A 21,669-nucleotide genomic window follows, 5' to 3' on the forward strand; every position below is an offset into this window, starting at 1 on the left:
CAAAAGGTGAAGTCTTTTCTGCGTCCTCTGCGTGACCTTTGCGCCCTCTGCGTTCGGCTGTCTGGTTTTTGTGCCGCCTACGCCGCCACCGCCACGCGCTGCCCCAGGGCCTGCGCGTGCATCTCCTTCAGCGCCGCGCGCTGCAGCTTGCCGGTGGCCGTGAGGGGCAGGGCATCCACCCAGTGCACCCAGCGAGGCCGGCGATGCCGCGGCAGCGTTTCCACCGCTGCGGCGAGTCGCCGGGCGGCTTCCTCGCGCCTGCCGGGCGCGGCGACCGCGAGCACGGCCAGGGCGGTCAGCCCCTCCTCGGTGGTGACGCCGACGGCTGCGAGCTGCTGCAGCGCGTCGCCCCCGGCGGGCGCGAGCCGCTGCTCGACCCACGAGGTGCTCACCCACTGCCCGGCGATCTTCAGCAGGTCGTCGTTGCGTCCCGTGAACTCCAGCCGTTCGTGCGGGTGGCGCAGGAACAGGTCGCCGGGCGAGAACCAGCCGCCGGCGCGGAAGCTGTCGGCCTGGGACTCCGGCCGGCGCCAGTAGCCGCGCGCGATCGCGCTGTGCCGCATCCAGATGCGCTGCGGCACGAGCGGGTCCGCCCCGGCGGCGTAGCCGATCTCGGTGAGCGGCGTGGGCTTGAGGCAGCCGCTCTCGTCGTCGCAGTACAGCATCAGCGCGAGCGTCTCGCTGCTGCCGTAGCCGATGACGGGCGCGAGGCCGGTGGCGTCGCGCCAGCCCCTGCGCGTGGCGGGCGGCAGCGCCTCCCCGGAAGAGACGTAGTGCCGCACGCCCAGCGGCGCGAGCCTGCGCGCCACGGAGGATTGCAGCATCTTGTGGTACAGGGTCGGCACGCTGAACACCAGCGTGGGCTGGTAGTGCTCCACCATCGCCTCCACGCCTGCGGGCGTGGGCGCATCCCGGTCCAGGATCACCGTGGCGCCCACGCGCAGGCCGGCGAACAGGGCGTTGCCCAGGGCATAGGAGAAGAACAGCCTCGAGGTGGCATAGAAGCGGTCGGAGGAATCCGCGCCCAGCACCCCGCAGGCGAAGGAGTGGGCGTCGGTCACGGTGCGGTGGACGTGGACCACGCATTTCGGGATGCCCGTGCTGCCCGACGTGCCGACCCACAGCGCCGGGTCCTCGGAGTCGCGCTTCACCGGCGGGACCAGCGGTGCGGCCGCCACTTCCATCGCCCACCCCCGGTCGTTGCGCACCGCGGGCACGTGCACGCCCGCCATCTCCTCCACCGCGCGCGCGACCTCGTCCTCGCACCAGATGAAGCGCGCCTCGCTCTCGGCGAGCATCGCCTGCAGTTCGCTGGCCGGCAGCTCCGGGTTCACGCCGACCGCCACGCCGCCGGCCCAGATCACGCCGAGGTAGGTCACGACCCAGTCCACGCTGTCGGGGGCCGCCACGAAGACGCGCTCGCCGGGCCGCACGCCGCGGGCCTGCCAGGCGCCGGCGTTCTGCCGCACCAGCCGCCGCAGGAGGCGGTACGTGATCTGCTGTTCGCAGCACTGCAGCGCGAGCTGGTCGTCGCAGCCGGCGGCGAGCAAGGTCTCGGCAGCGTTCATGTTTCCTCCTTTTCGAGCCGGCCGGTCGTCGCGTCGGCCTGCAGGCGCACGCCGACCCAGCGGTCGAGCGCGGCCAGGTCCTGCAACTGCGCCTGGCTGCGGGCCGAGTGCACGACGCGCCCGCGTTCCAGCACCGCGCAGCGCTGCGTGAGGGCGAGCGCCTGCGCCACCTGCTGCTCCACGAGCACCAGCGACTGGCCTTCCTGCCGCACCATGCGGTCCAGGGCGGCGCACAGTTCCTCCACGATGACCGGGGCCAGGCCTTCCAGCGGCTCGTCCAGCAGCAGCAGGCGCGGGTTGAGCATCAGGGCGCGGGCGATCGCGAGCATCTGCTGCTCGCCGCCGGAGAGTTCGTTGCCCCAGTTGCCGCGCCGCTCGTGCAGGCGCGGGAACAGGGCGTAGACGCGCCGCAGGTCCCACTTGCCGGCGACCGCGGCGACGGTGAGGTTCTCCTCCACCGTGAGCGACGCGAAGATCTCGCGCTCCTGCGGCACCCAGCCGAGGCCGGCGGCGGCCCGGCGATGGCGCGGCACGCGCGTGAGGTCCTCGCCGCACCAGCGCAAGGTGCCGCCGCGCACGCGCGTGTGGCCCATGAGCGTGGCCAGCAGCGTGCTCTTGCCGACGCCGTTGCGACCGAGCAGGGCCAGGCTCTCGCCTTCCGCCAGCTGCAGGCTGCAGTGATCGAGCACGATGGCATCGCCGTAGCCGGCGACCACCCGCTCCAGTTCCAGCATTTCAGGCATGGCGGGCCTTCCCGAGGTAGACCTCGCGCACGCGCTCGTCGGCGGCGATTTCCGCCGGCGTTCCCGTCACGAGTTCGGCGCCGCCGGCGAGCACCGTGATGCGGTCGGCGAAGCGGAACACCAGCGACATGTCGTGCTCGATCAGCAGGATGGCGATGTCGTCCGGCAGTTCCGCGAGCACCGAGAACAGCTCGTCGCTCTCGCCCTCGGGCACGCCCGCGGCCGGCTCGTCCAGCAGCAGCACCCGCGGGTTCACGGCCAGCGCCAGCGCCATCTCCAGCAGGCGCTGCTTGCCGTAGGCCAGCTCGCGCGTCTCGCGCAGGCAGTCGGGCGCGAGGTTGAGCCTCTGCAGCAGCAAGTAGGCTTCGTCGATCTGCTCGCGCCGGCGCGTGAGCCCGAACAGGCGGCGCTGCAGCACGCCCAGGCGGTCGCGCTCGCGCTCGCAGATCGCGTTGGTCACGGCCTCCAGCGGCGTGAGCTGCGGGAACAGGGTGTTGATCTGGAAGGTGCGGGCGAGGCCGCGCCGCACGCGCTGGTCCTGCCGCAGGCCGGTGATCTCCTCGCCGGCCAGCCAGATCGAACCGCTGGAGGGCCGCAGCACGCCGGTGAGCTGGTTCACCAGCGTGGTCTTGCCGGCGCCGTTGGGCCCGATCAGCGCATGGCGCGCGCCCGGTTGCAGCGCGAGGTTGATGTCCTGCGTGACCTTCAGGCCGCCGAAATTCATGCACAGGTCGACCGTGCGCAGCACCGGGTTCATCGCCGCCGCTCCACCCACGCCGCCAGGCGCCTGAGGCCGCCGACCACGCCGCCATCGAGGTACAGCGTCACGACGATCAGCAGCAGGCCCAGCCAGAACAGCCAGTACTCGGGACTGAGGTTGGCGAGCCGGTCCTGCGCCAGCAGGAACACCGCCGCGCCGATGAAGCCGCCGTAGAGCGAGGCCGTGCCGCCCACGATCAGCATGATCAGCAGGTCCGCCGAGCGCTGGAAGCCGAGGACGTCGATGCCGACGAACTGCGTCGTCTGGGTGAGAAGGGCGCCGGCCACGCCCGCGAGAAGCGCCGAGAAGGTGTAGATGTTGGTGAGGCGCGCGCGGATCGGCACGCCGATCGCCTGGGCCCGCCGGTTGTTCTCGCGGATGCAGCGCAGCGACAGGCCATAGGGCGAGACCATCAGCGCGCGCACCAGCAGGAACAGGCCGAAGGTGACGCCCAGCACGTACAGGTAGGCCGTGCGTCCCAGCAGGTCGAAGCGGAACAGCCCCAGCACGGGGCCGACCTCCACGCCCTGCAGGCCGTCGACGCCGCCGGTGAGGCCGTTGGCCCGGTTCGCGACTTCGTACAGCAGCATCGCGATGCCCAGCGTGATCATGAGGCGGCCGAGGTCGTTGGCGCGCAGCACCACGAAGCTGGTGAGCCAGCCGGCGGCGGCGGCCACGGCGGCGGCGGCGAGCAGGCCCAGGAAGGGGTCGTGCACGCCCACGCGCGTGACCAGGCCGGCGGTGTAGGCGCCCAGGCCGAAGAAGGCCGCGTGGCCCAGCGTGACGATGCCGGCGTATCCGAGGATCAGGTCCAGGGAGAGCGCGAACAGGCCGGCGATCAGGATCTGCGAGCCGAGCAGCAGGTTCTTCGGGAACACGAAGAACGCGGCCACCAGCGCCAGCCAGAACAGGATCTCGCCCTTGCCCCAGCGCTCGCGCCGGCGCAGCGCGTGCAGGTAGGGCGGGGCGCCGAGCAGGTGGCGGGGGATCACGGGCGGCGCCTTCACGCGAGCCTCCGGCGCCCGAGCAGCCCGTGCGGGAAGGCCAGCAGCAGGGCGATCATCGCCGCGTAGATGATGAAGGCGCCCACCTCCGGCAGGTAGTACTTGCCGGCGGTGTCGGCCATGCCCAGCACCAGCGCGGCGAGCAGCGTGCCGGGAATGGACCCGGCGCCGCCCACCACCACCACGAGCAGGAAGTACACGAGCGTCTTGAGCGGGAAGTGCGGATCGAGCCCGAGGATGTTCACCCCCAGCGCGCCGCCGAGGCCGGCGAGGCCGCTGCCGATCGCCAGCGTCAGCTGGAACACGCGGCCGACGTGGATGCCCATGGCTTCGGCCGTGGACTGGCGGTCCACCGAGGCCCGGATGCGCGCGCCGAAGCGCGTGCGCTCCAGCCCGAACACCAGGGCCAGCGTGATGGCGATGCCGACGGCGACCAGGAACAGCTTGTAGCGCGAGAGCTCCAGGCCGAGGACCTCCACCTGCCCCGCCAGGGCGCCGGGCAGCTTCACCGGCTGCTGCGCGGGCCCGAAGGCATAGGTGGCGGCCGCCACGGCGACGAGGATCAGGCCCACCGTGAGCAGCACCTGCTTCAGGTGCGTGCTGCGGTACAGCTGGCGGTACAGCCCGCGTTCGAGCACCAGGCTGAAGGCCGCGGTGGCCAGGAAGATCAGGGGCAGGGCGAGGAAGAAATCGATTCCCGCCTTGCCCATGAGCGTGACCAGCAGGTAGCCGCCGATCATCGCGAACACGCCGTGGGCCAGGTTGATGAAGCCCATCATGCCGAGGGTGACCGACAGCCCCACGGAGATGAGGAACAGCAGCATGCCGTAGGCGATGCCGTCGAAGAGGATGGTGCCCATGGCGGCTGCCCCTCGCGGGCCGGTTTACTTGCCCGGATCCTTGACGCCCGGGAACTGGTCGAACTCGACGTTGTAGAGCTTGCCGCCGACCTTCTTCACCTCGCGCACGTAGACGGTCTGCACGACGTCGCGCGTCTCGGCGTCGATCTCCAGCGGGCCGCGCGGGCTCTTGATCTTCAGGCCCTTGAAGGCCTGCATGGCCTTGTCGCCGTCGATGGTGCCGTTGAGCCTGCGCGCGACCTCGTAGATGGCGGCCATGCCGTCCCAGGCGCCCACGGCCATGAAGTTGGGCCGCTGCGGGCTGAGCTGGGCGTAGGCGGCGAGGAAGGTCTTGTTCTCCGGCGAGTCGTGCGCAATGGAGTAGTGGTGCGTGGAGATCACGCCCAGCGCGTGCTCGCCCAGCGCCTCGAGGATGCCGTCCTCGGTGAGGTCGCCGGTGGTCAGCAGCTTGATGCCGGCCTTGTCGAGGCCGCGCTCGCTGAAGGCCTTCATGAAGCCCAGCGCCAGTTCGCCCGCGGGCATGAAGACGAACACCGCCTGCGGCTTCGCGTCCTTGATCCGCTGCACGAAGGGCCCGAACTCGGGGTTCTTGAGCGGCACGCGCAGGTCGCCGACGATCTCGCCGCCGGCCTTGCCGAAGGCGGTGCGGAACGCCTTCTCGGCATCGTGCCCGGGGCCGTAGTCGGCCACGATCGTGTAGACCTTGCGCACACCGGACTTGAAGGCCCACTGGGCCATCGGCTCGGTCACCTGCGGCAGGGTCATCGAGGTGCGCACCAGGTAGGGCGACTTGGTCGTGATCACCGAGCTGGCCGCGTTCATGATCACGGTGGGCTTCTTCGCCTCGCTCGCGATCGAGGCGACCGCGAGCGCGTTGGGCGTGAGGCCGAAGCCGACGATGAAGTCCACTTCGTCCTTCACCACCAGTTCCTGCGCCAGGCGCTTGGCGACGTCCGGCGCGGGGCCGGTCACGTCCTTCACGATCAGCTCGACCTTCTTGCCGGCGACCGTGTCGCCGTGCGCCTTCATGTAGGCCTTGGCACCGGTGGTGATCTGCTGGCCGAAGTCGGCGAAGGTGCCGGACATCTCGGCGATCACGCCGATCTTGATGGTGTTGCCCGCGGCGAGGGCCGCGCCGCACGCCAGTGCTGCCGCCAGGGCCGCGGCCCCGCGAAGGATCGATCGCTTCACTGTCTGTCTCCTGTGGATGGACGGCCGTGAAGTCGGCGGGATGCGCTGCCGACACCGGTGTTCTCTGTCCGCGCAAGATTGATTGCGGCCCGCCGACGGCGCAAGAGAGGGCTCCCTTGCAAACGCACAAGGCTTGTCCTAACGCAAGAAAGTCAGGCCCGGCGCTACCATGCCGACATGACCGCAGACGCTTCGTTGCCCCTCGATGGCCAGCGCATCCTGGAGCTGGCCGCGCGCTCGATGTTCGAGCTCTTCGCCAATGCCAGCGAAGGAATGTTGCTCGTGGACAAACACGCACGCGTCGTGTGGATTAACGAGCAGTACAAGCGCTTCCTGCCGGCGCTGGGCTTCGAGCGGGAGGAAGACTTCGTCGGCCACCCCGTCTCGGAGGTCGTGCACAACACGCAGATGCACCGCGTGCTGGAGACCGGCAAGCCGATCCTGATCGACCTGCTGTCGAACCGGGCCGGCACCTTCGTGGTGAGCCGCATTCCGCTGCGCGACGAAGGCGGCAAGGTGATCGGCGTGCTGGGCATCGTGCTGTTCGACCACCCCGAGACGACGCTGCAGCCCCTGATCCAGAAGTTCGCGGCGCTGCAGCGCGACCTCGACGACGCGCGGCGCGAACTCGCGACGCAGCGGCGCAGCAAGTACACCCTGGCCAGCTTCATCGGCACCAGCCCCGCCGCGCTCGACGTGAAGCGGCAGGCGCGGCGCGCGTCCCAATCGTCCAGCCCGGTGCTGCTGCTGGGGGAGACGGGCACCGGCAAGGAACTGCTGGCGCATGCGATCCACGCGGCCTCGGCGCGCTCGCGCGCGCCCTTCGTCAGCGTCAACATCGCGGCGGTGCCCGACACGCTGCTGGAGGCGGAGTTCTTCGGCGTCGCGCCGGGCGCCTACACCGGCGCCGACCGCAAGGGCCGCGAAGGCCGCTTCAAGCTGGCGCACGGCGGCACGCTGTTCCTCGACGAGATCGGCGACATGCCGCTCGCCCTGCAGCCCAAGCTGCTGCGCGCGCTGCAGGAGGGCGAGATCGAGCAGCTCGGCTCCAACAAGGTGGTGCCCTTCGACACCCGCGTGATCGCCGCCACCTCGCGCGACCTGGTCGCTCTGGTGCGCGAAGGCCGCTTCCGCGAGGACCTCTACTACCGCCTCAACGTGCTGCCGATCCGGGTGGCGCCGCTGCGCGAGCGCCGCGGCGACATCCCCGCGCTGGCGGAGGTCCTGCTGGAGGACATCGCGCTGCGCAACGGCACCCCGCCCTTCGAGCTCGACGCCGACGCGGTGGCGATGCTGGAGTCGCAGACGTGGCGCGGCAACATCCGCGAACTGCGCAACGTGCTGGAGCAGGCGGCGATGCGCACCGACTCGCAGCGCATCGAGGCGGGGCAGATCGAACAGGTGCTGCGCGACGCCGGCGTCGCGCGCGTGCCGTCGGCGCCGGCGCCGCAACGCGGGGGCGCGCCGGAAGGCCGGGTGCTGCGCCCGCTCGCCGACCAGGTGGCGGAAGTGGAGCGGCGCGCCATCCAGGCGGCGCTGGAAGCCACCGGCGGCAACAAGGTCGCGGCGGCGAAGCTGCTCGGCATTTCCCGTGCGAAACTCTACGAGCGCCTGGAGTTGGTCGACTGAAAACCAGACAGTTGTCTGTAAGTCAGGCACTCCATTCTGTCTGAAGATGAGACAGTCCTTGGGGCGCCAGCGGGAAAGTCCTGATCTGACAAGCACTTGCGTGTTGGCACAGGCCCTGCAATAAACCACCGGTTCGAACAAAGCACGAAGCAGGAGACAAACGCATGCAAAGACGCATCTGGGTCGCGGTTGCCGCGCTCGCCGCCACCAGCCTGGCCACGCCGCTGGCCTGGTCGCAGGCGAAGGAAATCCGGATCGCCCACGTCTACAGCCGCACCGGCCCGCTCGAGGCCTACGGCAAGCAGACCCAGACCGGCCTGATGATGGGCCTCGACTACGCCACCGGCGGCACCATGAGCGTCGGCGGCCGCAAGATCGTCGTGATCGAGAAGGACGACCAGGGCAAGCCGGACCTCGGCAAGTCGCTGCTGGCCACGGCCTACTCGGACGACAAGGTGGATCTCGCCATCGGCCCGACCTCCTCCGGCGTCGCGCTGGCCATGCTGCCGGTCGCGGAGGAATACAAGAAGATCCTGCTGGTGGAGCCGGCCGTGGCCGATTCCATCACCGGCGACAAGTGGAACAAGTACGTCTTCCGCACCGGCCGCAACAGCTCGCAGGACGCGATCTCCAACGCGGTGGCGATGGACAAGCCCGGCACCGTGGTGGCCACGCTGGCGCAGGACTACGCCTTCGGCCGCGACGGCGTGAAGGCCTTCCGCGACTCGCTGAAGAACGCGAAGATCGTCCACGAGGAGTACCTGCCGCAGACCACCACCGACTTCACCGCCGGCATCCAGCGCATCGTCGACAAGCTGAAGGACCAGCCCGGGCGCAAGGTGATCGAGGTGATCTGGGCCGGCGGCACGCCGCCCTTCAATGCGCTGGCGGCGCAGAACCTCAAGACTCGCTACGGCATCGACGTCTTCACCGGCGGCAACATCCTGCCGGCCATGGCTGCCTACAAGCAGTTCCCGGGCATGGAAGGCGCCACGTACTACTACTTCGGCATCCCGAAGAACCCGGTGAACGAAGCCCTGGTCGCCGCCCACTACAAGCAGTTCAAGGCGCCGCCGGACTTCTTCACGGCGGGCGGCTTCTCGGCGGCGATGGCGGTGGTCTCGGCGCTGAAGAAGACCAATGGCGAGACCGGCTCCGACAAGCTGATCGCCGCGATGGAAGGAATGTCCTTCGACACCCCCAAGGGCAAGATGACCTTCCGCAAGGAAGACCACCAGGCCATGCAGAGCATGTACCACTTCCGCGTCAAGGTCGACCCGGCCTTCGCCTGGGGCGTGCCCGAACTGGTGCGCGAGATCAAGCCGGACGAGATGCAGGTCCCGATCCGGAACAAGCGCTGATCCCAGAGGGAGGCGGCCGGGAAAAAGCCGCCCCCGACCCTGGTCGAAGGGAGCCCCCGCCAGAGGGGGCGGTGGTTCGCATCGTCGAAATCCATCCCGGGAGACACGACATGAAGTCCTTGCGCATCCTGGCCGCAGCTGCCGCATTCATCTGCGTGGCCGCGCACGCCGTCGTTCCCCTGCCGAAGCTGAACGTGGACCGCACCCGGACCAGCGTGTCGGGGCTCTCCGCGGGCGGCTTCATGGCCAACCAGCTCGGGTGGGCGCATTCGTCCGTGTTCAAGGGGGTGGGCGTCTTCGCGGGCGGGCCCTACGCGTGCGCGGGACTGAACCACTACACGTCCTGCATGAACAACGCCGCGATCAGCGCCGGCCAACTGGGCGCCATGCAGAACGGCATCGACGGCTTCGCCGCGAACGCCACCATCGACGCGAAAGCGGGCGTCGCCGCGCAGCAGGTCTACCTGTTCGTCGGCAGCGCCGACACCACCGTGGGACCGAACCCGATGAACGCGCTGCAGGCCCAGTACGCGAACAACGGCGTCCCGGCCGCGAACCTGCAGTACGTGCAGCGCGCGGGCACCGCCCACGTGTTCCCGACCGACTTCGACGCCACCGGCAACAACGCCTGCAACGCGACGGCCTCGCCCTACGTCGCCAACTGCGGCTACGACGGGGCCAAGGCGGTGCTGTCGACGTTCTACGGCCCGCTGAATCCCCGCAACGACGCGCCCGCCGCTGGCAACTACCTCGAGTTCGACCAGCGCGCGTTCACCGCCAACGCGGGCATGTCGCCCACGGGCTGGGTCTACGTCCCGGCGGACTGCGCTGCCGGTGCGCAGTGCCGGGTGCACGTCGCGCTGCACGGCTGCAAGCAGAGCTACGCCGAGATCGGCGACCGCTTCCTGCGCAACACCGGCTACACGCGCTGGGCCGACACCAACGGCATCGTCGTGCTGTTCCCGCAGGCGCAGGCGGACAACACGCTGCGGCAGACCGCCGCCAGCGGCCTGCTGACCAACCCGAACGGCTGCTGGGACTGGGTGGGCTGGTACGGCGGCAACTTCGCGCAGAAGGCCGGCACGCAGGTCGCGGCGATCAAGGCGATGGTGGACCAGCTCTCCTCGGGGACGGGCACGGGCGGCGGCGGCGGCGCCTTGCCGGCGCCCACGGGCCTGGCCCTCTCGGGCGCGGGCAGCACCTCCATGACGCTCTCCTGGAACGCCGTCGCCGGCGCGGCGAGCTACAACGTCTTGCGCAACGGCAACAAGGCCAACGCGCTGGGCGTCACGGCGACCCGCTACACGGACACCGGCCTCAACCCCGGCACCACCTACGCGTGGACGGTGGCGGCGGTCGATGGCAACGGCGTGCAGGGGGCGCTGTCCGCGCCCGCGAACGGAACCACCACCGGGGCGGCCGCGACGTGCTACACCGCCACCAACTACAGCCATACCGTGGCGGGCCGGGCGTACGTGTTCGGCGGCTTCGCCTTCGCCAACGGATCCAACCAGAACATGGGCCTGTGGAACGTCTTCGTCGTCACCACGCTGAAGCAGACCGGCCCCAACGCCTACGTGATCGGCAGCTGTCCATGAGCCAACTCGCCACCCGCGACCTCACCGTGCGGTTCGGCGGCCACGTCGCCGTCAACGGCGTCACCTGCACCTTCGAACCCGGCACGCTCACCGCGATCGTCGGGCCCAACGGGGCGGGCAAGACCACCTATTTCAACCTGATCTCGGGCCAGCTGAAGGCGAGCGCCGGCACCGTGACGCTCGGCGGGCGCGACCTGTCCCGGGCCTCGGCGTCGCAGCGCACGCGCGCCGGCCTCGGCCGCGCCTTCCAGCTCACCAACCTGTTCCCGCGCCTCACGGTGCTGGAGAACGTGCGGCTGGCCGTGCAGGCCACCCGGGACGGCGCGCACCGCCGCGGACTGAACCTCTGGAGCGTCTGGAACGACCACGCGGACCTGCTCGCGCGCGCCGATGCGATCCTCGCCGCGGTGGCGATGAAGGAGCGCGAGATGGAGCTGGTGTCCAACCTGCCGCACGGCGACCAGCGCAAGCTGGAGGTGGCGCTGCTGATGGCGCTGGAGCCGCAGGTCTACATGTTCGACGAGCCGACCGCGGGCATGAACCACGCGGAAGCGCCGGTGATCCTCGACCTGATCCGCCAGCTGAAGGCCGACCGGAGCCGGACGATCCTGCTGGTGGAGCACAAGATGGACGTCGTGCGCGAGCTGGCGGACCGGATCATCGTGCTGCACAACGGGACGCTGGTCGCGGATGGCAAACCGGCGGAAGTGATCGCATCGCCGATCGTCCAGGAAGCTTACCTGGGGCTGTCGCCCCAGGACGCTTCTGCGCAGCATGTGGCTCTCTCCCACCCCAACCCTGCCCCTCGAGGGGGAGGGCTTCCGTCATGAGCGAAAACCTGTTGACGCTCGCCGGCGTGCATACCCACATCGGCGCCTACCACATCCTCCACGGCGTCGACCTCGCCGTGCCGCGTGGCCAGCTCACCATGCTCCTCGGGCGCAACGGCGCCGGCAAGACCACCACGCTGCGGACCATCATGGGCCTGTGGCGCGCCTCGCAGGGCCGCATCGCCTTCGCCGGGCAGGACATCACCCAGGCCGCGACGCCGCGGATCGCGGGCCTCGGCATCGCCTACGTGCCCGAGAACATGGGCATCTTCGCCGACCTCACGGTGAAGGAGAACATGCTGCTGGCCGCCCGTGGCGCCCGCCACGCCAGGCAGATGGACGACCAGCGCCTGCAGTGGATCTTCTCGCTGTTCCCGGCGGTGGAGAAATTCTGGAACCACCCCGCCGGCAAGCTCTCGGGCGGGCAGAAGCAGATGCTGGCGGTGGCGCGCGCGATCGTCGAGCCGCGCGAGCTGCTGATCGTCGACGAGCCCAGCAAGGGACTGGCGCCGGCCATCATCAACAACATGATCGAGGCCTTCGCCCGGCTGAAGGCCAGCGGCGTGACCATCCTGCTGGTCGAACAGAACATCAATTTCGCGAAACGCCTCGGCGACACCGTGGCCGTGATGGACAACGGCGTCGTGGTGCACGCCGGCTCCATGCGGGCGCTGGCGGAGGACGAGGCACTGCAGCACGAGCTGCTGGGACTGGCCCTGTGAGCAACCGGAAAGACTTCGACTGGAAACCGCTGGCCCTGGTGCCCGTGCTGGCGCTGCTGGTGTTCCCCTTCATCGGCTCGCCCTCGACCTGGCTCACGCTCACGGTCGCGGGGCTGGCCATGGGCATGATCGTCTTCATCATCGCCTCCGGCCTGACGCTGGTGTTCGGGCTGATGGACGTGCTGAACTTTGGCCACGGCGTGTTCATCGCGCTGGGCGCCTTCGTCGCCACCAGCGTGCTCGGCGCCATGGGCGACTACACCAACTCCGCCAGCCTGTGGCAGAACATGCTGGCGGTGCTGCCGGCGATGGGGGTCGCGATGCTGGTGGCCGGTGCGATCGGCCTCGCCTTCGAGCGCTTCATCGTGCGGCCGGTGTACGGCAACCACCTCAAGCAGATCCTGATCACGATGGGCGGGATGATCATCGGCGAGGAACTGATCAAGGTGATCTGGGGCCCGCTGCAGATCCCGCTGCCCCTGCCTGAAGGCATGCGCGGCACCCTTCTGTTCGGCGACGCCGCGGTGGAGAAGTACCGCCTGATCGCCGTGGTGGTGGGCGCGATCGTCTTCGGCGTGCTGCTGTGGACGCTCACGCGCACAAAGATCGGCCTCCTGATCCGCGCCGGCGTGCAGGACCGCGAGATGGTCGAAGCGCTCGGCTATCGCATCCGCGTGCTGTTCGTGGGCGTGTTCATGGTGGGCAGCGCGCTGGCCGGCCTGGGTGGCGTGATGTGGGGCCTCTACCAGCAGAACGTCGTCCCGCAGATGGGGGCGCAGGTCAACGTCCTGATCTTCATCGTGCTGATCATCGGCGGCCTCGGCTCCACCACGGGGGCGCTGGTGGGCGCGCTGCTGGTGGGCCTGATGGCCAACTACACCGGCTTCCTCGTGCCCAAGGCGGCGCTGTTCTCCAACATCCTGCTGATGATGGCCATTCTTCTTTGGCGGCCGCAGGGCGTCTACGCCCTGAGCAAGTAAACCGCGATGCTGAACCGCCTTCTCTCCAACGACTTCCCGCGCAGCCGCCTGCTGGGCGCGATCCTGGTCCTGCTGTTCCTGGCGCTGGCGTTCCAGCCCTTCCTGATCCCCGGCATCAAGGCGCTCAACGTCGCGGCCAAGGTGCTGGTGTTCATCGTGCTGGTGGCGAGCTTCGACCTGCTGCTCGGGTACACCGGCATCGTGAGCTTCGCCCACACGATGTTCTTCGGCATCGGCGCCTACGGCGTGGCGATCGCCTCGTCCCGCATGGGGGCGGGCTGGGGCGCCATCGCGCTGGGGACGCTGGTCGCGCTGGCGCTGTCCTTCGTGCTGGCGCTCGCGATCGGCCTGTTCTCCCTGCGGGTGCGCGCGATCTTCTTCTCGATGATCACCCTGGCCTTCGCCGCCGCCTTCCAGACCCTCGCCTCGCAGCTGTCCGACTTCACCGGCGGCGAGGACGGCCTGACCTTCAGGATGCCGGAGGTGCTGTCGCCGGGCTTCACGCTGTCGGAGACGCCCTTCCTGGGCCTCGTGATCGACGGCCGCATCCTTTGCTACTACCTGCTGTTCGCCACGAGCACGGTGCTGTTCCTCGCGCTGCTGCGCATCGTCAACTCGCCCTTCGGCCGCGTGCTGCAGGCGATCCGCGAGAACGAGTTCCGCGCCGAGGCGATCGGCTACCGCGTGGTGGTCTACCGCACGATCTCCAGCATCCTGTCGGCGCTGTTCGCCACCCTGGCCGGCGCCATGCTGGCGATCTGGCTGCGCTACAACGGGCCGGACACCACGCTGTCCTTCGAGATCATGCTGGACGTGCTGCTGATCGTGGTGATCGGCGGCATGGGCACGATCTACGGCGCGGCGATCGGCTCCGGCCTGTTCCTGGTGGCCCAGAGCTACCTGCAGGACCTGCTGCGGCTCGCCAGCGGCGCCGTCGCCGGCCTGCCGTGGCTGGCGGCGCTGCTCTCGCCGGACCGCTGGCTGCTGTGGCTCGGCCTGCTGTTCGTGCTGTCCGTCTACTACTTTCCCACCGGCGTAGTGGGGCGGCTGCGGGCCCTGCGCGCCTCCGCCGCGATCCGGGCTCCTTTTCCCCCCGCGGCCCCTGCGGCCGCATCCCCCCCCACCAAGAGCATGCAAGGAGACTATGTTGAGAACAACTGATCCTGCGCCCCTGCGCCGCCTCGTCCCGCTGTGCGCCGTCGCTGCCGCCGTCCTGGCCGCATGCGGGGGCGGCTCCCCGTCGGCCGATGAAGGCGGCGCGGCCACGCTCCTGAGTTCCTCGTCCCCCGGCAAGTCCACTCTCTTCGTCCAGGTGCCCGGCGAAGGCCGGCCGCTGGAGGTGACGCAGCACAGCGTCACCGCGTACCCGGCCACGGCCGCCGGCAGCGGCGCGACGGCCGCCACGCAGGACCTGCTCACCGGGGGCATCGGCAAGACCGGGCTCGGTGCCCCCTTGCCACCGGCCTATGCGGATGCCGCCAATCCCACGGCGGCCGAACTGCGGCGCAATGCGCTGTACTCCAACTACCGCGGCATCCTCGATCCTTCCGCGGCCGGCGGCTACGGCAAGTTCTACGGGCCCAATGTCAAGACGGACGGCACGGTGACGACGGACGAGGGACTGATCCCCGGCACCGAATACGTCGCCTCGCTGGACGACGGCAGCGGCCGCAAGCGCGTGGTGATGGCGGTGCAGATCCCGGACAGCTTCGACACGGAACGGCCCTGCCTGGTGCTCGGGCCGTCTTCGGGTTCGCGCGGCGTCTACGGCGCGATCGGCACGGCGGGCGAGTGGGGACTCAAGCACGGCTGCGCCGTGGCGCTCACGGACGCGGGCAAAGGCATCGGCCTGCACGACCTGCAGAACGACACGGTGACCAAGGTGGATGGCACGCGCGCCACGCGCGCAGCGGCGGGCGCGCTGGCCCAGTTCGCCGCGAACGTAGGCGATGCCGCGCTGGCCGCCTTCAACGCGGCACTGCCGAACCGCTTCGCGCTGAAGCACGCGCATTCGCAGCAGAACCCGGAGAAGGACTGGGGCAAGGACACGCTGGCGGCGGCGCAGTACGCCTTCGTCGCGCTGGAGGACCACTTCGGCCGGCGCGGCACCCGCATGCACTTCGACAAGTCGAACACGCTGGTGATCGCCGGCTCGGCGTCCAACGGCGGCGCTGCGGTGCTGCGGGCGGCGGAACTCGATCGCAGCGGCATCATCGACGGCGTGGTCGCCTCCGAGCCGGTGACCGAGATCGCGGGCGCGAACGGATTCGGCATCACCGTGGGCGGCGTGCCGGCGAGCGGCTTCAAGACGCTGGCCGACTACGTGACCTACGGCAACCTGCTGCAGCCCTGCGCCGCGCAGGCGCCGGAGGCGGCGATGGCCGAACTCTCGGTGTTCAACTTCATGACCATCGCGGGCATGAACGGACGCGCGCAGGCGCGCTGCGCCGGCCTCGCCGCCAAGGGGCTGGTGAGCGGCGCGACGCTGCAGGCGCAGGCCTCCGATGCGCTGGCGAAGCTGCGTGCCTACGGCTGGACGGCGGAGCACGAGCGCATGCACAACGCCCATTGGGGCCTGGGCAACGGTCCGATCCTGTCGGCGATGTACCCGCTGGCCTACGGCCGCTTCTCCGTGCTCGACCAGGTCTGCGGCACCAGCTTCGCCGCGGTCAATCCGCTGACGGGCGACCCGATCCCCGCGCCGGGCCTGGCGATCACCTTCGCGACGGCCAACGGCACGGCCAACGGCACCCCGGCCACGCCCGTCTACGACCGCTCCCCCGGCGGGTCCAAGGCGTGGCAGTTCGCGGGATCCGCATCCACGGGCGTGCTGGACTTCGGCCTGGACACCGCGCTGTGCCAGCGCGCCCTGGTCACCGGAACGGACCCGGTCACGGGGGCGCCGCTCACGGCCGCCAGCACGCCGACGCTGGCGCAAAGCCGGGCCGTGCAGGCCGGCATCGCCGAAGTGCTGGTGGACGGCGACCTGCGCGGGACGCCGACGCTGGTCGTCGCCGGCCGCAGCGATGCGCTGGTGCCGGTGGACAACAATGCGCGCGCCTACACCGCGCTGAACCGGGCGAGCGAAGGGCGCAAGAGCCAGCTGCACTACGTGGAGGTCACGAACGCGCAGCACTTCGACACCTTCATCCCCCTGTCCGGCTTCGACACGCGCTTCGTGCCGCTGCACGTCTACTTCAACGAAGCGATGGACAGGATGTACGCGCACCTGCGAAATGGCGCCGCGCTGCCGCCGAGCCAGGTGGTGCGCACCACACCGCGCGGCGGAGTGCCGGGAGCCGCCCCCGCGCTGACGGCCGCCAACGTGCCGCCGATCAGCGACAGCCCGGCGGCCGGCGACCGGATCGGCTTCAGCGGGACGACGTTGACGGTGCCGCAATAGGGAGGGGAGCGGGGCGCCCGCCCCGGAGGACGACAGCATGCAATTCACTTCGAACTACGCCACCTGTGCGGGGCGCGAGATCCACTTCACCGAGTGGGGCGCCCGGCACCGGCCCACCGTGATCGCGTGGCACGGCCTCGCGCGCACGGGGCGGGACATGGACGAACTGGCCCAGTCGCTGTGCGACCGCTTCCGGGTGATCTGCCCGGACACGCTGGGGCGCGGCTACAGCCAGTGGAGCCCGGATCCCGGCCGGGAGTACTGCCTGGCGTTCTACGCCCGGCTGGCGGCGGAACTGTTCGAGCGGCTGGGGATTGCGCGGGCGCACTGGGTGGGCACTTCGATGGGCGGCGCGATCGGCACCGTGTGCGCGGGCGGCATCGCGCAGCCGGAACTCGCGCCGCGCATCCAGAGCCTGGTCCTCAACGACAACGCGCCGCGGCTCGCGGCCTCCGCGATCGAGCGCATCCGGTCCTATGCGGGCGACCCGCCGGCCTTCCGGACCATGGCGGAACTGGGGGCCTTCTTCCGCGACGTCTACCGGCCCTATGGCTGGCTCAGCGACGCGCAGTGGCGGCGGCTGACGGAAACGTCCACGCGGCGCCTGCCCGACGGCCGCGTGACGCCGCACTACGACCCGGCGATGGCGCGCCAGTTCGTCGACCACCCGCGCGACTACGAACTGTGGGAGCACTACGACCGCATCCGCATCCCCGTGTTGCTGCTGCGCGGCGCCGAATCGGACCTCGTGCTGCCCGACGCCGCGGCGGAGATGCTGGCCCGCGGCCCCGGCGCGCTGGGGCTCGCGCGCGTGGTGGAAGTGCCCGGCTGCGGGCATGCCCCGGCGCTCAACGTGCCGGAGCAGCTGGGCGTGGTGCGGACCTTCCTCGAGCAGGCGGAGGCGGCGCTGCCGGCGCCGGTCGCAACGGGGTGAGCGCTACGCGGAAGCGCCCAGCTTGCGCGCGCGCTCCTTCTGCGCCGCGAGGTCCCGCGGGTCCGGAGCCGCCTGCGTCGGCCAGCCGGCCAGGTGCTGCAGCGTGATGTTGCCCAGCGCGGCGATCCAGTCCGTCTCGTCGTTGAGGCAGGGGATGTAGCGGTACTCCTTGCCGCCGTTGGCGAGGAAGGCATCGCGCACCTCCATCCCGATCTCCTCCAGCGTCTCCAGGCAGTCGGCGACGAAGCCGGGGCAGACCACGTCGAGGCGCTTCACGCCCTTGCGCGCGAGTGCTTCCACGGTCGGCTGCGTATAGGGCTCCAGCCACTTCGCCTTGCCGAAGCGCGACTGGAAGCTGAGCGTGTACTGTTCCGGCGCGAGCCGCAGCCACTCGGCCAGCAGGCGCGCCGTCTTGCGGCACTCGCAGTGGTACGGGTCGCCCAGGTGCAGCGTCCGCTCCGGCACGCCGTGGAAACTCATGACCAGATGCTCGGGCCGGCCGTTCTCGCTCCAGTGGCGCTCGATGCGGCGGGCCAGGGCCTGCACGTAGCCGCGGTCGTCGTGGTAGCGGTTCACGAAGCGCAGTTCCGGGATGCTGCGGCGCGTGCGCGTCCAGGCCGTCACGGCGTCGATCACGCTGGCCGTGGTAGTGCCGGAGTACTGCGGGTAGGCGGTGAGGACCAGGATGCGGTCGGCGCCGGTGTCGGCGAGGGCGTCGAGTTCACCGGCGATGGAGGGACTGCCGTAGCGCATCGCATGGGCGACGCGCACGCGGTGCCCTTGCTCGCCGAGCCAGCCTTGCAGGCGCCTGGCCTGGCGCTCGGTCCAGGTCTTGAGCGGCGAGCCCTCGGGGGTCCAGATGGTCTGGTACTTGAGGGCCGATTGGCGCGAGCGCAGCGGGAGGACGAGGCCGTACAGGATCGGCAGCCAGGCGGCGCGCGGGATTTCCACCACCCGGGGGTCGGCCAGGAATTCGGCGAGGTAACGGCGCACCGCCGGCGCGGTGGGCGCGTCGGGCGTGCCCAGGTTGCACAGGAGGACGGCGGTGAAGGGGGCCTGTCCGTGCTGGTGGCCGGGCGCGGACGAGGGACGGGAAGTCGGGGGCATGCGGTATTCTCGCCGGCATGCTGGATGCCGCGAAAATCAGTGCGGTCACGCTCGACCTCGACGACACCCTCTGGCCCATCTGGCCCGTCATCGAACGGGCGGAGAAGGTGCTGCACGACTGGCTGACGTTGCACGCGCCGATGACGGCGGCCCTGTTCTCCAGCCCGCCGGCGCTGCGCGAGATCCGCACGGAGATGTCGCACGCGCGTCCGGACCTCAAGCACGACATGAGCGCGCTGCGGCGCGAATCGATCCGGCTCGCCCTCTACCGCGCCGGCGAGGACCCGTTGCTGGCCGCGGAGGCCTTCGAGGTGTTCTTCGCCGAGCGCCAGCGCGTGACCCTGTTCGAGGACGCGCTGCCGGCGCTCGAATTCCTGTCCGCGCGCTATCCGTTGGTGGCGCTGACCAACGGCAACGCGGACCTGCAGCGCGTGGGCCTCGATCGCTTCTTCCGGGCCCACGTCTGTGCCCGCGAGTTCGGCGTGGGCAAGCCGGACCCGCGCATCTTCCACGCGGCCGCCGGCGCGGTGGACGTGCCGCCGGAGCGCGTGCTGCACATCGGCGACGATGCCACGCTCGATGCGCTGGGCGCGCTCAACGCCGGCATGCAGGCCGCCTGGCTCAACCGCGGCGACCAGCCCTGGCCGCACGCGCAGGAGCCCCACGTGACGGTGGAGCACCTGTCGGAGCTGGTGGACCTCTTGTGAGCTTCGGCCGATAGGTCGCTAAAACCAGACAGCCGAACGCAGAGGACGCAAAGGCTCGCAGAGGACGCAGAAGAATACCTTTTGAAGATTCTTCTGCGTCTTTTGCGTTCCTCTGCGTTCGGCTGTCGGGTTTACCGGCTCATCCAGCGCGCAGGCCTTCAGTGCGCCAACGCCGCCGCGACCGCCAGCCCCGAGCGCACTGCCCCTTCCAGCGTCGCGGGGTAGGGGCCTTCCACGTAGTCGCCGCAGGCCCACAGGCCGGGGGCGATCGCCGGCGGGGGCCGTTGCAGGCCTGGCGTGCAGGCGAAGGTCGCGCGTTTCTCCACCACCGTTTTCAGGGCCTGCACCGGCCAGCCGAGCGCCGCCGATTGCGCCAGCACCGCGGCTTCGAGGGACTCCTTGTCGGTGGGGCTCGCGCTGACGACGAAGGCCAGCAGGCCGGCCGGTCCTCCGAGCTGGGCGCGGTCGAACACGAACTGCGCGGGGGCGCCGGGGCCGCTGCGCAAGGCCAGCAGGGGCAGCGGCAGGCGCGGGCCGCCCGTGACGTACACCGTGGCGATCGCCTCGTAGCCGAGGGCCTGCGTGGCGGCGAGCCAGCCCGGCGCCTGCACGCCGCTGCCGGCGACGAGGCGCGCCGCCTCGGTCGGCGGACAGGCCAGCACCACGGCGTCGAAGCATTCGCCGTCGACTTCCCACTCGCGCTCGCGCTGGCGCACGCTGCCGGCGCGCGCGCCGATGCGCACCTCGGCCCCCTGCGCCTGCAGCCAGGCCTGCGCGCGATCGGGCAGGACGCGACCCAGGTCCTGCCGCGGGATCAGCAGGTTGGAGCCGCCCCAGCCGCCATGCCCGCGGCCGAACAGCGCATCGCCCATGACGCGCAGGAACACCTCGGCGCTGGAGTGTTCGGGCAGCGTGTTGAGCGCCGACACGCACAGCGGCTCGATCAGGTCCTGCCGCACCCGCGGCGTGAGGCCCGCGGTGAGTTGCGCCACCGTCACGGAAGGCGCGCACCGGAAGCGCGCGCGCTGCCAGGCGCGCGAGGCCCGCAGCAGCGAGAACTTGTCCGCCCAGGTCCAGCCGCGCGCGCGCAGGATGCCCGCCGCCGCGTCCCAGGGCGCGGGCCAGTCCGGCAGGGCGAGGCCGTCGCCGTCGGGATGGCGCAGCACCAGGGGCAGGCGCAGCAGCACCTCCTGCGGAACGACGCCGACCTGCTCCATGAGGCCCAGCGTCGCCACGTAGGCACCGACCAGGATGTGCTGGCCGTTGTCCAGGAGGGCCGTGCCGCCATCGGGCAGCGTCACTTGCAGCGCGCGCGCCCGGCCGCCGAGCGTGCGAGCTGCCTCGAACACCGTCACGGCGTGGCCTTGCCGCGTGGCCGCGACGGCCGCGGCGAGTCCCGCCCAGCCGGCGCCGAGGACCGCGAGCCGCACTACAGCCGTCCCAGGGCCTGCACCTTCCACGCCAGCCACAGCTTGCGCAGGGGGGTGAGGCTGATGCGCTGGTTCAGCACGCGGAAGTCCTCGTGCTCGATCTCGCGCAGGAGCGTGCGGTAGATGCTGGCCATCATCAGCCCGGGCTTCTGCGCGCGCCGGTCCTGCGCCGGCAGCAGCGCCAGGGCCTCCTCGTACAGGGCGTGGGCGCGCTGCGCCTGGAAGCGCATCAGGGCGACGAAGCGGTCCGAGTGCTTGCGCTGCAGGATCTCGTGCGCCTTCACGTCGAACTGCTGCAGTTCGTTGACCGGCAGGTAGATGCGCCCGCGCAGGGCGTCCTCGCCCACGTCGCGGATGATGTTCGTGAGCTGGAAGGCCAGGCCGAGCTTGTGCGCGTACTCCGTGGTCTCGGGGCGCGACTGGCCGAAGATGCGGGCGGCCACCTCGCCCACCACGCCGGCCACCAGGTGGCAGTAGCGCTGCAGGTTGGGGAAGTCGAGGTAGCGGGTCTGCTCCAGGTCCATCTCGCAGCCGCGGATCACGGCCTGCAGCTGCGACTGCTCCAGCCCGAAATCGGGCACGCAGGGCATCAGCGCCTGCATCACCGGGTGCGATGGGTCGCCGGCGAAGGACTTGGCGACCTCGGCGTGCCACCAGGCGAGCTTGGTGCGGGCGACGCCCGGGTCGCTCACTTCGTCGACGACGTCGTCGACCTCGCGGCAGAAGGCATAGAAGGCCGTGATCGCCGCGCGGCGCGGCGGCGGCAGGAAGAGGAAGGCGTAATAGAAGCTGCTGCCCGAGGCGGCAGCCTTCTGCTGGACGTACTGTTCCGGCGTCATGAG

General features: G+C 70.5%; 19 protein-coding genes. 10 read left to right on the forward strand and 9 right to left on the reverse strand.

Going from position 1 to position 21,669, the window contains the following annotated elements:
- Positions 1-77: 77 nt before the first annotated feature.
- Genes JJ685_RS27395 through JJ685_RS27420 form a run of 6 tightly spaced genes read right to left on the reverse strand, consistent with a single transcriptional unit; the run spans position 78 to position 6,126 of the window.
- Positions 78-1,568, reverse strand: a complete 1,491-nt coding sequence (locus tag JJ685_RS27395; RefSeq protein WP_201677560.1) for an AMP-binding protein — start codon at positions 1,566-1,568, stop codon at positions 78-80.
- On the reverse strand, positions 1,565-2,311 hold the full coding sequence (locus JJ685_RS27400; RefSeq protein ID WP_201677561.1) for an ABC transporter ATP-binding protein: 747 nt from the start codon (positions 2,309-2,311) through the stop codon (positions 1,565-1,567). Before JJ685_RS27400 ends, JJ685_RS27395 begins: the two co-directional genes overlap by 4 nt.
- Complete coding sequence (locus JJ685_RS27405) at positions 2,304-3,068, reverse strand: ABC transporter ATP-binding protein (protein ID WP_201677562.1); 765 nt, start codon at positions 3,066-3,068, stop codon at positions 2,304-2,306. Before JJ685_RS27405 ends, JJ685_RS27400 begins: the two co-directional genes overlap by 8 nt.
- Positions 3,065-4,063 (reverse strand): branched-chain amino acid ABC transporter permease, encoded by a 999-nt coding sequence (locus JJ685_RS27410; protein WP_408015507.1) that lies wholly within the window; start codon positions 4,061-4,063, stop codon positions 3,065-3,067. The genes JJ685_RS27405 and JJ685_RS27410 overlap by 4 nt, the downstream gene beginning before the upstream one ends.
- Positions 4,064-4,074: 11 nt before the next feature.
- Positions 4,075-4,935, reverse strand: a complete 861-nt coding sequence (locus tag JJ685_RS27415; protein WP_201677564.1) for a branched-chain amino acid ABC transporter permease — start codon at positions 4,933-4,935, stop codon at positions 4,075-4,077.
- Between the two features lie 24 nt (positions 4,936-4,959).
- Positions 4,960-6,126 carry an ABC transporter substrate-binding protein gene (locus JJ685_RS27420; protein ID WP_408015506.1) on the reverse strand — a complete coding sequence of 389 codons (1,167 nt, stop codon included), beginning with the start codon at positions 6,124-6,126 and terminating at the stop codon, positions 4,960-4,962.
- 177 nt (positions 6,127-6,303) lie between these two features.
- Between JJ685_RS27420 and JJ685_RS27425 the strand changes: the two genes are divergently transcribed.
- The 9 genes from JJ685_RS27425 (at position 6,304) to JJ685_RS27465 (ending at position 17,583) form a co-directional block, all read left to right on the forward strand.
- A complete protein-coding gene (locus JJ685_RS27425) occupies positions 6,304-7,755 on the forward strand; it encodes a sigma-54 interaction domain-containing protein (RefSeq protein ID WP_201677565.1) in 1,452 nt (483 codons plus the stop codon).
- Between the two features lie 164 nt (positions 7,756-7,919).
- Complete coding sequence (locus tag JJ685_RS27430) at positions 7,920-9,116, forward strand: substrate-binding domain-containing protein (RefSeq protein ID WP_201677566.1); 1,197 nt, start codon at positions 7,920-7,922, stop codon at positions 9,114-9,116.
- 110 nt (positions 9,117-9,226) lie between these two features.
- Positions 9,227-10,714, forward strand: a complete 1,488-nt coding sequence (locus JJ685_RS27435) for an extracellular catalytic domain type 2 short-chain-length polyhydroxyalkanoate depolymerase (protein ID WP_201677567.1) — start codon at positions 9,227-9,229, stop codon at positions 10,712-10,714.
- A complete protein-coding gene (locus JJ685_RS27440) occupies positions 10,711-11,544 on the forward strand; it encodes an ABC transporter ATP-binding protein (RefSeq protein ID WP_201677568.1) in 834 nt (277 codons plus the stop codon). The genes JJ685_RS27435 and JJ685_RS27440 overlap by 4 nt, the downstream gene beginning before the upstream one ends.
- On the forward strand, positions 11,541-12,266 hold the full coding sequence (locus JJ685_RS27445) for an ABC transporter ATP-binding protein (protein ID WP_201677569.1): 726 nt from the start codon (positions 11,541-11,543) through the stop codon (positions 12,264-12,266). Before JJ685_RS27440 ends, JJ685_RS27445 begins: the two co-directional genes overlap by 4 nt.
- Positions 12,263-13,246, forward strand: a complete 984-nt coding sequence (locus JJ685_RS27450) for a branched-chain amino acid ABC transporter permease (RefSeq protein ID WP_201677570.1) — start codon at positions 12,263-12,265, stop codon at positions 13,244-13,246. Before JJ685_RS27445 ends, JJ685_RS27450 begins: the two co-directional genes overlap by 4 nt.
- A 6-nt stretch (positions 13,247-13,252) precedes the next feature.
- Positions 13,253-14,407 (forward strand): branched-chain amino acid ABC transporter permease, encoded by a 1,155-nt coding sequence (locus tag JJ685_RS27455; protein ID WP_201677571.1) that lies wholly within the window; start codon positions 13,253-13,255, stop codon positions 14,405-14,407.
- Positions 14,391-16,649, forward strand: coding sequence for a 3-hydroxybutyrate oligomer hydrolase family protein (locus JJ685_RS27460; protein ID WP_201677572.1), 2,259 nt, complete (start codon positions 14,391-14,393; stop codon positions 16,647-16,649). The genes JJ685_RS27455 and JJ685_RS27460 overlap by 17 nt, the downstream gene beginning before the upstream one ends.
- Positions 16,650-16,686: 37 nt before the next feature.
- Positions 16,687-17,583, forward strand: coding sequence for an alpha/beta fold hydrolase (locus tag JJ685_RS27465; RefSeq protein ID WP_201677573.1), 897 nt, complete (start codon positions 16,687-16,689; stop codon positions 17,581-17,583).
- A gap of 3 nt (positions 17,584-17,586) precedes the next feature.
- Here the strand turns inward: JJ685_RS27465 and hemH are convergent, their stop codons facing one another.
- Entirely contained in the window at positions 17,587-18,690 is a 1,104-nt protein-coding gene (gene hemH, locus JJ685_RS27470) for a ferrochelatase (protein WP_201677574.1), read from the reverse strand.
- Positions 18,691-18,707: 17 nt separating this feature from the next.
- On the opposite strand from hemH, the gene JJ685_RS27475 reads away from it, so the two are divergent.
- Positions 18,708-19,397 carry an HAD family hydrolase gene (locus JJ685_RS27475; protein ID WP_201677575.1) on the forward strand — a complete coding sequence of 230 codons (690 nt, stop codon included), beginning with the start codon at positions 18,708-18,710 and terminating at the stop codon, positions 19,395-19,397.
- A gap of 158 nt (positions 19,398-19,555) precedes the next feature.
- Here the strand turns inward: JJ685_RS27475 and hpnE are convergent, their stop codons facing one another.
- The gene (hpnE, locus tag JJ685_RS27480; protein WP_201677576.1) at positions 19,556-20,827 is read right to left on the reverse strand and encodes a hydroxysqualene dehydroxylase HpnE; all 1,272 of its coding nucleotides are present in this window, start codon (positions 20,825-20,827) and stop codon (positions 19,556-19,558) included.
- Positions 20,827-21,666, reverse strand: a complete 840-nt coding sequence (hpnD, locus tag JJ685_RS27485) for a presqualene diphosphate synthase HpnD (protein WP_201677577.1) — start codon at positions 21,664-21,666, stop codon at positions 20,827-20,829. The genes hpnE and hpnD overlap by 1 nt, the downstream gene beginning before the upstream one ends.
- Positions 21,667-21,669: the final 3 nt, after the last annotated feature.

Source organism: Ramlibacter monticola (genome assembly GCF_016722785.1).
Classification (GTDB): domain Bacteria; phylum Pseudomonadota; class Gammaproteobacteria; order Burkholderiales; family Burkholderiaceae_C; genus Ramlibacter; species Ramlibacter monticola.